This is a genomic window from Halalkalibacter oceani (assembly GCF_040544555.1).
GTDB classification, from domain to species: Bacteria; Bacillota; Bacilli; order Bacillales; family Bacillaceae_D; genus Halalkalibacter; species Halalkalibacter oceani.
This window is the reverse complement of sequence record NZ_JBEPKD010000006.1, coordinates 86137-97752: the sequence shown is the minus strand read 5'-3', so window position 1 is coordinate 97752 and position 11616 is coordinate 86137. Positions and strand designations below refer to the sequence as shown.

The 11616-nt window shown below is 46.4% G+C and carries 8 protein-coding genes; 3 read left to right on the top strand and 5 right to left on the bottom strand.

Annotated features, from left to right (window positions below; translation table 11 throughout):
* Positions 1–8: 8 nt before the first annotated feature.
* The 5 genes from ABMB67_RS09215 to ABMB67_RS09195 form a co-directional block, all read right to left on the bottom strand.
* Positions 9–770, bottom strand: coding sequence for an SDR family NAD(P)-dependent oxidoreductase (locus ABMB67_RS09215; RefSeq protein WP_354571887.1), 762 nt, complete (start codon positions 768–770; stop codon positions 9–11).
* Between the two features lie 132 nt (positions 771–902).
* Positions 903–2405 (bottom strand): MFS transporter, encoded by a 1503-nt coding sequence (locus ABMB67_RS09210; RefSeq protein ID WP_354571886.1) that lies wholly within the window; start codon positions 2403–2405, stop codon positions 903–905.
* Between the two features lie 109 nt (positions 2406–2514).
* The gene (locus tag ABMB67_RS09205; protein ID WP_251221431.1) at positions 2515–3552 is read right to left on the bottom strand and encodes a LacI family DNA-binding transcriptional regulator; all 1038 of its coding nucleotides are present in this window, start codon (positions 3550–3552) and stop codon (positions 2515–2517) included.
* Positions 3553–3734: 182 nt separating this feature from the next.
* The gene (locus ABMB67_RS09200; RefSeq protein ID WP_354571885.1) at positions 3735–4412 is read right to left on the bottom strand and encodes a response regulator transcription factor; all 678 of its coding nucleotides are present in this window, start codon (positions 4410–4412) and stop codon (positions 3735–3737) included.
* Positions 4405–5793, bottom strand: a complete 1389-nt coding sequence (locus ABMB67_RS09195) for a sensor histidine kinase (RefSeq protein WP_354571884.1) — start codon at positions 5791–5793, stop codon at positions 4405–4407. The genes ABMB67_RS09200 and ABMB67_RS09195 overlap by 8 nt, the downstream gene beginning before the upstream one ends.
* A 166-nt stretch (positions 5794–5959) precedes the next feature.
* On the opposite strand from ABMB67_RS09195, the gene ABMB67_RS09190 reads away from it, so the two are divergent.
* From ABMB67_RS09190 to ABMB67_RS09180, 3 genes are all read left to right on the top strand, one after another.
* Positions 5960–6562 carry a YdhK family protein gene (locus ABMB67_RS09190; protein WP_354571883.1) on the top strand — a complete coding sequence of 201 codons (603 nt, stop codon included), beginning with the start codon at positions 5960–5962 and terminating at the stop codon, positions 6560–6562.
* Positions 6563–6795: 233 nt separating this feature from the next.
* Positions 6796–8274 (top strand): protein adenylyltransferase SelO, encoded by a 1479-nt coding sequence (locus ABMB67_RS09185; protein ID WP_354571882.1) that lies wholly within the window; start codon positions 6796–6798, stop codon positions 8272–8274.
* Positions 8275–8441: 167 nt separating this feature from the next.
* Positions 8442–11501 carry a hybrid sensor histidine kinase/response regulator gene (locus ABMB67_RS09180; protein ID WP_354571881.1) on the top strand — a complete coding sequence of 1020 codons (3060 nt, stop codon included), beginning with the start codon at positions 8442–8444 and terminating at the stop codon, positions 11499–11501.
* The last annotated feature ends 115 nt before the right edge of the window (positions 11502–11616 follow it).

Genomic DNA, 11616 nt, shown 5'->3' with positions numbered 1-11616 from the left:
GCTTCTTTTTATTTTGCCAGGGCTCCCCCATCGATCGATAAGACCGCTCCGGTGACATACTTGTTGTCCGGCAGAGCAAAATAAACACATGCTTCAGCAATTTCTTCAGCTGTTCCTAACTGCGGCGTAACGCGGCGGCTAAAAAACTGCTCCATCAGCTCCTCCGGCTGCGGGTGCTTAGCGAGCATTTCTTTTATCATTGGCGTTTCAATCGTCCCGGGACAAATGCAATTTACCCGCACGCCATCTGCCGCATGGTCAACGGTCATCGCTTTTGTCATCCCTACGACGGCCGCCTTCGCTGCACAATAAGCTGCCCGGTTGGCCAATCCTTTCAACCCTGCTTCTGACGCAATATTAATGATAGAGCCGGACTTTTGCTTGATCAGATGCGGCAGGCTGTAATGGCTTACCAAATAAGTAGAGGTAACATTGACGGCAAAAACCTCATCCCACTCTTCCTTTTTCACCGTTGCCACGCTGCCTGGGATCACGACACCGGCGTTATTGACGACGATATCGAGCTTGCCGAACTGCCGGCTGACCGCCTCAATCATCGCTTCCACTTCTGCTTCAACCGTGACATCTGCCTGAAAGAACTCGGCCACGCCACCTTTCTGCCGGATGTGGGCCACTACTCCTTCGCCACGCTTCTGATTCCTTCCTACGACAGCCACCTTCGCTCCTTCTTCGGCCATTCTTTTCGCTATCGCTTCCCCAAGGCCAGAAGTTGCTCCTGTCACGACAGCCACCTGTTCTGCTACTCTCATTCTATCTCCTCGCTTTCTCGTAAAATCAAAAGAACTTTACCACCAATAGTAAAAATAGTCAATTGAATATTCTGAAAACTTTTCGTTTGATTCCAGTCTTTACACGCTCAGCCCAAGCGGCTCAGCAGCCGCTTACTGCTGCTGAGCCGGCGCTTCTTCAGCGAGAACGCTTGCCTTGCGCTCCTGATAAAATGCGAGTCGGAAACCGATTAACGCCAGCAGGATGCTGACCATAATAATATTTTTGCTGCCATCGAAAATCGTGCTTGCATCAAGGTTGCCCCCTCCCCCGCTTCCGTGGCCGTGAATTTTTAAAGAAATGTCGCTGCTCATGACGCCCAACGTCATCGCAACGGCTGAAATGGCCGAAGCAAACGTATGACCCATTTGCCTGGTCGTTTCCAGCATTCCTGAGGCAAAGCCTTGGTAATTTCCCTTGATTGAATTCATGATGACATTGTTATTAACCGACCAGAATATCCCCATTCCCGCGCCAATCCAGGCACCGACCAGAATATACGGAATAAGAGAGGTCGAACCGAGGACAAACCAATAAATGATAAAGCCTGAAAGAATGATACCCATCCCGATGGGCCGAATGGCGTTTGAGCCTGTACGATCATAAATTGCTCCTCCGATCCGTGGAAAGATTGCATTCATGAATTCCACCGAAATGAGCACAATCCCGGCATAAACCGGCGCCATCCCCAAGCCGTCCTCGACTAAGAACGGGACAAAGAAAGTAACATTGATCATCGCCAGGTGAAGAATAAAATTCGCGCCTAGCGACGAAACGAATAACTGATTTTTAAATTCATGCAGAATAAGGATCGGCTGTTCCGCCTGCCTTTCCACTTTGATCAGCAAAAGCGTCAACCCGATTAGGAATAAAGGCACGACAAACGGGAACAGAGGCTGACAGGTAAGGGCCTGCATTCCTCCCGCAGTCGGACTGCAGCTGCCGAAATCAGGAATCGCGCTTACATAAAAAACGGTCGAAACGATAATGACATAAATCAGCAAAGCTCCGCGCAAATCAATTTTCGCCGATGTGGCCTCGACTTTCTTTTCCTTAATGGTATACACGAGACATAGAACGAGAATCGCCATCGGAATCGTAATCCAGAAAATAAGGCGCCAGCTAAAAAACTGAAGAAAGATTGTACTAATGCAAATGCCGATCAGCGAACCGAATGCCGCAGCGGACGTCACTTTGCCAAAAGCGCGCGCCCTCAACCCGCCCTCCGGAAACAACTTTGAAATGATCGAAAGCGCGTTGCCCGACATGAGCGCAGTTCCGATCCCTTGCAGAGCGCGAAATAAAAACAGCTGCATGTAAGAAGCTGCAAACCCACAAGCAATGGACGCTACTAAAAAAATAACCGTCCCGGTTGTAAATACTTTTTTGTCGCCAAACTGGTCACCAATTCTCCCCGAAATCAACAGCAGCCCGGTTAAAGATAATAAATAGATGGCCATAATCCAGCCGCTTTCGGTCATCGTCAGCCCAAGATCCCGGCTGACGCTTGGCAGCATCGCCGCCACCGGGACGAGGGCAAACTGCACCATAAAATATCCTAATATGACGGTATGTAACCCTTTTTTTTGCTCCGGGGACATCTTTTCTTTTGACATGACATCTCCCCTCCTTTTCCATAACATCATTATTCTTTAATTGTAAACGGTTACAAAATACGACATGCCTTTCTTCGAGCTATCCCCTCCTTCCTCTCAGTTTTTTTGATTAAGTTCTTGCTTTTTTGGAGCCGCATGAATTTCTGATCACTAACTCCGGCTCTAATGTAATACGAAACGGCAGCGAATTAGACGCCGAAGAAGCTCTGTTTTTATCTTCGATTTTTTGCATTAGCTTTTCCGCCGCTAATTGAGCCATCTCTTCTGCCCGTATGCCGACGGTCGTTAATTCGATTAAGCTGTGCCCCGACAAGCTGATATTATCGACGCCGATCAGCGCGATGTCATCCGGGACGGCGACATGTTGCTTTGTTAAATAATTAAGGGCATCGAGCGCAATATGATCAGCCGTTGTGAAAATAGCTGTCGGCTTCACTTTTTTGCTGCGCATTTCATCCAATACCTTTGGCACTTCGGTTTTCGTATTCGTAAAATCAACCGAGCGGATAAAATGGTCGTAAGCCTTCAAACCGTATTCATTTAACGCTGCATAATAACCGGAGATCCGATCCTGCACCGTATTAAACTTATTGGGCCCATGAATGATGCCGATTCGCTTATGCCCTAATTGGATCAGATGCTTTACCGCTGTATACGCCGCTTTAAAGCTGTCATGGATCACGTAATCAGTATCATCCTGATCCGTTTTGCGGTTATAAAGGATATAAGGAATGTTGTTTTTTTCAAGATTCTCAAACGACGTGTCTTTAAAAGCAGCACCAATAATGACCCCATCTACTCTTCGATTGACGAGAAGGTCGATATACTCCGTCACTTTTTCTTTTTTCTCATCGGTTACATATACATTCACATGGCAATTGTAGCGTTCGACAATTTTAATAATGACTTCCGCCGTCTCCGCAAAAAACGGATTGCCGAGATTGCCGACAATTAAGCCAACGGTGAACGTTCTTTTCATCACCATGCTTCGTGCAATCAAATCTGGTTGATAATCCAGCTCTTCAATTGCCTGTAATACTTTCTTCTTCGTACTTTCCTTCACAAAAGGATTGTTGTTTACCACTCTTGATACTGTCGCTGTCGAAACGCCTGCCTTCACCGCTATATCTTTAATCGTCACCTGCACTTAAATCGCCTGCCTCAACTGATGTTTACATGTTTATTTTTTCCATTGTACACGTTTACAATATCAAGGAATGCAAAAAAGTCAAAAACACTTGAGAATAGTTTATCATTCCCAATCCCCGCGGTCAATAAAATTCTGAAAATACGAATAATTACTCCGGTCTCCATTATGAGCAGCACAACTTATGATTTGCGACTCACCCATTTATAGCCGATTCCCCAGACCGTTTGAAAGTAGTCATCAATCGGAAATCCGGCCTGACGGATTTTTTCACGCACATTGCGGACATGTGAATCAACTGTTCTTCCTTCTGTTTCAGAATGCAACCCCCAAATGGTCATGATCAATTGCTCACGTGCAAAAACTTTATTTGGATTTTTCATCAGATGACCGATCATTAAAAACTCTTTCGGCGTCAGCTTGATGAGCTTTTGCTGATAGGATAGCTGAAAATGATCCTCGTCCCAAACTAGCCCATCAACTTCAACAAGGCTCTTCTTCGGGCTCCTCCGCAGCAATGCTTCTATTCGAGCCAACAGCTCTTCTTCATGAAAAGGCTTCGTCACATAATCATCTGCTCCCATTTTCAGCCCTTTTACGATATCCTCCTGCTGTCCTCGAGCCGTCAGCATTAAAATCGGAACATCGGAAAAGCCCCTAATTTTCTCACACAGGACAAAGCCGTCCAATTCCGGCATCATAATATCCAGCAAAACGAGATCATAAGATTCTTTTTCTAAATACGAGAGAGCTTCGTACGGACCCAACGCTTTTTGGCAATAATAATAATGAGGTTTCAAGTACAATGCAATGAGGTCCAGCATTCGCTTTTCATCATCCACAAGTAATAGTTTATGCACATCCCTCACCTCTTTCCAGCTTTATACTCACACATGTCCCTTCACCAGACACACTGTCAATCTTCATCATTCCACCATGAGATTCGATTATTTCCTTTGCAATCGCAAGTCCAAGTCCCATCCCTCCACTTTGCCTCGATCTTGACTTTTCCACGCGATAAAGCCGCTCAAACACATAGGGGAGCTCCTCTGACGGAATGCCTTCTCCTTGATCTTTTACGATTATTGTAATATGCTGCGCCGTACAGGTCACTTTCACCGTGACCTGTGTCTTCGCGGGGGAATGTTTCTTGGCATTATCCAATACATTTAACAGCACCTGCTGAAATCGTTCCGGATCGATACACGCAGTGATGTCTTCCTTACATAATAGTACCAGCTGGACATCTTTTGCGCTAAACATCGGACGGATCAAATCGATAATCGTGCGGAGCAAGTCAGCCAGCTTCACCTGTTGCTTTTCAATGATGAATTGATTTTTATCTAATTGGGCCAGTTCAAATAAGCGCTTTACAAGTGCTGATAAATATTCGCTTTCTTCACGGATGATCGCGATGTATTCCTGTTTATTTGCTTCGGAAGTTTCCGGGCGACTGACAATATCAGCATAGCCTTTTAAATATGTTAAAGGGGTGCGCAACTCATGGGAAATGCTCGCCAGAAATTCATTGCGGGCGCTTTTTAAGCGCGCTAAGTCGGTTGAAAGCCTCGTAATCGCGTTAGCCAGTTCCCCTAATTCATCTTTGCGCTCAATGTTCAGCAGAACCTTGTTATGTCCTTGGCTTAATTGTTCTGTCGCCTCCTTCATCCGGATTAATGGGAGCGTGATGAGCTTCGACAGAACGAAAATCGTTAAAATCGTTGTGGCGATGACAATCAGACCAACGACGATAAACTGCCGGCGTAAATGATCGACAATTTTTTTTATTTGATTCGTATCAGCAAACATAAAAACATGGCCGCTATGCTCACCGTTTATCGTAATCGGACTATCTGTGGCAATATAATCTTTTTCATTCCAGCGCTCCTCAAGCACTTTCCCTTCAATTGGGATGTTCGTTAAATCGGTATGCCTTAGAATCTCGTCTATTTCTGGAGCGATTGGATCTGAATGAACGATCACATTTCCACTTTCATCCGTAATAATGACAATAAAATCCGAAGCGGATTCCATCATGCCGACGTGCTCCAAGGTTGTTTGCTCAAAGCTGTCCTCCAATACTTCCCGGTGCGTATTTCCACGCGCCAGGAGATTGCCAACGATTTCCTCCACCCTCTCGTTCACTAAAGTAAAGTAGAGAGTAACAAACAAAAATGACTCAATTAGCAAAATGAAGAAAAAAAATAGCAATCCGATTTTCAACGAAAGTTTCGTAACCATAGCTACCCTCTTTTATATCCTGTCTTACGATAAGTGTACCGCACAATTTTCGATTTTTTGTGCAGAATCTATTTTTTCTTTTTAAAAAGTGCCATACTTTCTGCACAACTCTTGCAAATTTAATGGGTAAACTACTCATAACATAGAAAGAAAAGAGGGATAAATAATGCAAAAGAAAAAATTCGGAATCGGAATGTTAGCTGCTTTTGCTGCATTGGCGCTGACAGCGTGCGGCGCCAATCAGGACAAGACGGCACCTGGAGACAACGAGGAGCCAGTGGAGATGAACCATGACGTGGAGGAGACGGCCGATCACGGCTCTCATGCAGAAATGGATCATTCAAGCTCCGGTGAGGTTCCTGACAATTTACAGCCTGCCGAAAACCCCGCTTATGAAGTCGGCAGTCACGCCGTTCTTCAAACCGATCATATGCCGGGAATGCAAGGTGCCGAGGCAACAATCACAGGAGCTTACGATACGGTTGCTTACGTCGTCACCTACACTCCAACAACCGGGGGCGAACCAGTTGAACATCATAAATGGGTTGTTCATGAGGAAATTGAAAAAGCGACAGAAGATCAGGTAATTGCGCCAGGAACAGACGTGATTTTACTGGCCGATCATATGGAAGGAATGGAAGGAGCAACAGCAACAATTGAGTCCGCTGAAGAAACGACTGTTTACATGGTCACCTACACGTCCACAACAAGCGGAGAAGAAGTGGAGAATCATAAATGGGTCACAGAAAGTGAGCTTGCTGCTGAATAGTGTCTTGGACTTCCTCCCGCATTGAGGTACGGCGGCACGTAGAGTCTGCATATCATAATAAAGGTGAACAGGGCTTTTCTTTCTGCTCACTTGTGCCGGCCTAAAACCGCCGCCTCATTTTCTGCTTTCGAAATTATTGCGCCTTCTCCTTTTGCCATCTTTCTAACCTGCTTTGCTTCCATGCTATAATATGCTAAAGTTCTTTTGAAAACAAAGCCGAAAAGGTGATGATCATGAAGACAAACAACGACTTTCCGCATCAAGGATGGAATCTGGACAACAGCTATGCACGCCTGCCGGACATCTTTTTTACTCATCTTACTCCGCCTCCCGTACCCTCGCCGGAACTTGTGATCTTCAACGATTCCCTGGCTTCTGCTTTAGGCTTTCAAAGTGAAGCGCTTAAAAGCAAAGAAGGAGTCGAAATTTTTGCAGGCAACCAAATGCCCGAGGGCGCTTATCCGCTCGCCCAGGCTTATGCCGGACATCAATTTGGACATTTTACGATGCTCGGTGATGGACGGGCTCTATTGCTCGGGGAACATCTGACTCCGACTGGTGAACGAGTTGATATTCAGCTTAAAGGCTCCGGACGCACACCCTATTCGCGCGGTGGGGACGGGCGCGCTGCTCTCGGTCCGATGCTGCGCGAGTATGTGATCAGTGAAGCGATGCACGCGCTTGGCATTCCTACGACCCGCAGTCTCGCAGTCGTCGCAACGGGGGAAGTCGTGTATCGGGAAACCGAACTGCCGGGCGCTGTTCTTACCCGTGTCGCCGCTAGTCATTTGCGTGTCGGCACATTTCAATATGCGGCCAGATGGGGTTCGAAAAAGGATCTGCAAGCACTGGCTGACTATGCCTGGGACCGCCATTTTTCTGATCTCCCGGCCGGTCAGAACCGTTATTTGTCTTTGCTGCAGCAGGTTGCCGCACGCCAAGCCCAGCTAATCGCCAAGTGGCAGCTCGCCGGCTTTATTCATGGCGTTATGAATACGGACAACATGACGATCAGTGGGGAAACGATCGATTATGGACCATGCGCCTTTATGGACATCTTCGATCCGAAAACCGTATTTAGCTCGATTGATGTCCAAGGCCGTTATGCTTACGGCAACCAGCCGCGGATTGGCGAATGGAATCTTGCCCGTTTTGCGGAAGCGCTCTTGCCGCTGCTTGATGACGATGAGCAAGCAGCCGTCGATCAGGCTCAGGACGTCATTTCCAATTTCGCCTCACAATTCCGCCAAGAATGGCTAAACGGAATGCGGGCCAAACTCGGAATCACCAACGAAGAAAAACAGGATATCTCGTTAGTGGAAGACCTGCTCGGTATGATGCAGCAGGAAAAAGCAGACTACACCAATACGTTCCGCGCCCTGACGCTTGGAGAATATCCAGCAGATACCGCTCTTTTTGCCGGCTCAGCGTTCAAACAATGGGAAGAACGCTGGCAATCGAGACTCGGCCGCCAGACTTGCCCGGAAGCGGAGAGCAAGCAGCTTATGAAGCGCCATAATCCAGCGATTATTCCACGCAATCACCTCGTGGAAGAAGCATTAGCCGCCGCAGTTGATCATGGAGACTATGACGTGCTGCACCGCCTCCTCGCTGCTCTGGCCGATCCATACGCCTACTCGCCCGAGCAAACCGCGTATGCCGTCTTACCTCCCCCGCCCTCCCAGCCTTATCAGACGTATTGCGGCACATGAATGTGCAAGGCAGCAGGCTTAGCCAAAAGGGAAAATTACCCCTTCCGGCTAAGTCTCTTGCTTTTTTCTAAGTTTTCTTGCTTTTCCGGCAACAGTTGTATCATAATACGAGTAAAAAAACGTTATCGTTTAACTAGCAATCTAGCTGATTGCGAAATGAGGATTTCATGAAAAAAACTAAGTTATTTCTCTATATTACGATTTTTTTCATTGTATTGGCTTGTATCCGGCTATTTTGGCTCACCTTCCATGTTATTCCGGATGAACGCTACGCTAATGATGGCGTTCTTGATCTGCGCAGCGAGAACATGCCAAGTGATGACGTTATTACATTAAGCGGAGATTGGTCTTTTTACCCGAACCAGCTGCTTCATCAAACAGAGGACCTCGAATCGTCCGAAAAGCGTTATCAGTCTGTTCAAGGCGAATGGGAAAAGGGAAATGAACAAGCTTCCCTCCAATACGGTACCTATCATTTACGGCTTCTATTAAACGAAGCAGATACCGAAAAGCCTTACGGGATACGAATTCCGTCGATCCGTTCAGCCTCCCATGTTTACCTGAACGGGAAATCACTCGGACAGGCCGGGGTTCCAGCTGCTGATCAGTCGGATTTTATTTCTCGCAATGTTCCGTATTATGTATATTTCTATGCGGATACGGAGGAAATCGACCTGTTCATTCAAGTCGCTAATTTGCCTGATACTGGTCCCGGCAGTGTTGAACAGCACATCACGCTTGGTCATATGGACGTTCTTAAACGGGAAGAGCTGATCTCGCTTATCAGCGAGATTATGGTCGCAGTCGTTTTTCTGATTCATTCTCTTTATGCCGGACTCATTTATCTGTTAGGGATCAGGCAAAAAGAATTAATCTTTTTTATGTTGCTTACGCTTCATGCCACGTTAATGATTTTGGCATCAGACAGTAAGCTTCTCTATGTATTTTTGAGCGTCCCTTACGACTGGCAAATGAAAATGACGTATTACATATATTCAGCGGTGATGCTGTTCTTACTGCTTTATTTTAAGTATTTAATACCGGACTATATGAACAACCGGCTTTTCCGGCTCATGCGTCTGGGCTGTCTGGTCTATCTCACTTTTATTATCCTGGCACCGGTTTCGATGATATTGAGCGTCAAATCACTGTTGCTGCTTGTCTTGCTGATTCCTTCGCTGATTATTACGATTCAGCTGATCCGTGTGACGTTCCACGGAATGGCGGACAGCGTTTATATTATGTTAGGTGTAACAGCAGTAACGAGCAATGTCGTCTGGCTTGTATTAAGTCCGAGAATTACTCCTGTGTATGTGTTTTACCCGTTCGACCTCCTGTTTGCGATCATAATTTTCTGTATCTTTTGGTTCAAACGCTACTTTCGCAATGTCGAACGGACAAAGCTGCTATCAGAACGGCTGAAATGGGCCAACAAGAAAAAAGATGAGTTTCTCGCCAATACATCCCATGAATTGCGCAATCCGCTTCATGGCATTGTCAATATCGCCGAACATGTGTTAAAAACCGAACGAGCGGCGATCAGAGCCGAAAGCAGGCATGATCTGGAGCTTCTGCTGACAGTCGGTCGCAGAATGGAGCTCCTTATTAACGACCTTCTCGATATGACGCAATTAAAGGAAAATCAGATCAGACTTCAGCTAAAGCCAGTCGATTTATCAGCAGTTGTAAAAGGAGTGCTTGATATGCTGCGCTTTATGGCTGCCGGAAAGCCGATCCGCTTCATATCGAAAGTAACCGGCGATTTTCCTGCTGTGAAGGCTGATGAGAATCGTTTACTTCAAATTCTGTTCAACCTTGCCCATAATGCAGTGAAGTATACGGAAAACGGCTCTATTACCATTCACGCGTCAGTTGTTGGCACGAAAGCTTATATTAGCGTAAGTGATACCGGGCCGGGAATCGATGAAGATGTGCAAAAGCGGATGTTTGAACCATATGAACAAGGCGATCCAGGAAAAGCTGCTTCGGCCGGAGGAATCGGGCTCGGGCTGGCAATATGCAAGGAGCTTGTCGAGCTTCATGGCGGCGAACTGACCGTCACCTCATCCAAAGGAAACGGCTCCTCCTTTACTTTCTTCCTGCCTATAGCAGATGAAATTCCTGAAAGTCTTGAACAGAATGAGCTGTTTATTGAACCTGAGCAATCCGGAGCCTCGATTCATGCTTCAGAGCCAGCAAATGAAGAAAATCTGCCGGCTGTGGCGAATATTTTAATTGTCGATGATGATCCCGTCAATTTGCATATTATGGACAAAACAATTTCAGCAGAGCATTATGCCATTACAACTGCTTTAAGCGGAGAGGAAGCGCTGGAAAAATTGACAGATCCGAATTGGGATTTGGTCATCAGTGATGTGATGATGCCGCAAATGTCCGGCTATGAGCTAACCGAAATAATTCGTAAACGCTTCACGATTTCCGAGCTTCCGGTTTTATTGCTGACGGCGCGCAATCGTCCGGAAGACATTTATACCGGCTTCCAATCCGGCGCAAACGACTATATTACAAAGCCTGTTAATTCTTTAGAGCTGCGAGCGCGCGTCCGGACATTGGTTCACATTAAGCAAACGACTTCCGAGCATTTACGAATGGAAGCGGCATGGCTGCAGGCACAAATCCAACCGCACTTTTTGTTTAATACACTGAATACGATACTTGCTTTAATGGAATATGATCAGCAAAAAATGAGAGCTGTCTTTGAAGCCTTTATTGACTATTTGCAGTCAGGCTTTGATTTTGAAAACTCAAAACAGGCGATTCCGCTACAGCAGGAGCTTGCGGTCGTTCGCTCCTACTTATTTATTGAACAGGCAAGATTCGGTGATCGCTTAAACGTGATTTGGGAAGGAGAAGAAGAGATTGAGGTTGACGTTCCTCCTCTTTCGATCCAGACATTGGTGGAAAATGCCTTGAATCACGGGATTTTAAAGCAGGCTGAAGGGGGAACGATCCGACTTGCTATCATCAGAGACGAACAGGAAGTGACGATATCGATCTCTGACGACGGGGTAGGAATGCCTGCAGAAATAACCCGGGGAGCGTTCACTCAAGCCAAACCGGGAAAGGGCGTTGGTCTGTACAACACCGACCGGCGGCTTAAACAGCTGTACGGACACGGATTGGTCATCCAAAGCACTGCAAACAAGGGGACAACTGTTTCCTTCCGTGTTCCGTTGCAAAACACTGTAGGACCGGGCAAAAGATAAAAAAATCTTTTGCCCGGCCCCTCGCTCGTCCATTTTCAATTATCTCTTTTCGATCTTCGGGAGCAAACAACAGCTGCATGTTGCTGTTCAAGTGAAATAACTTTTACTAATGCAG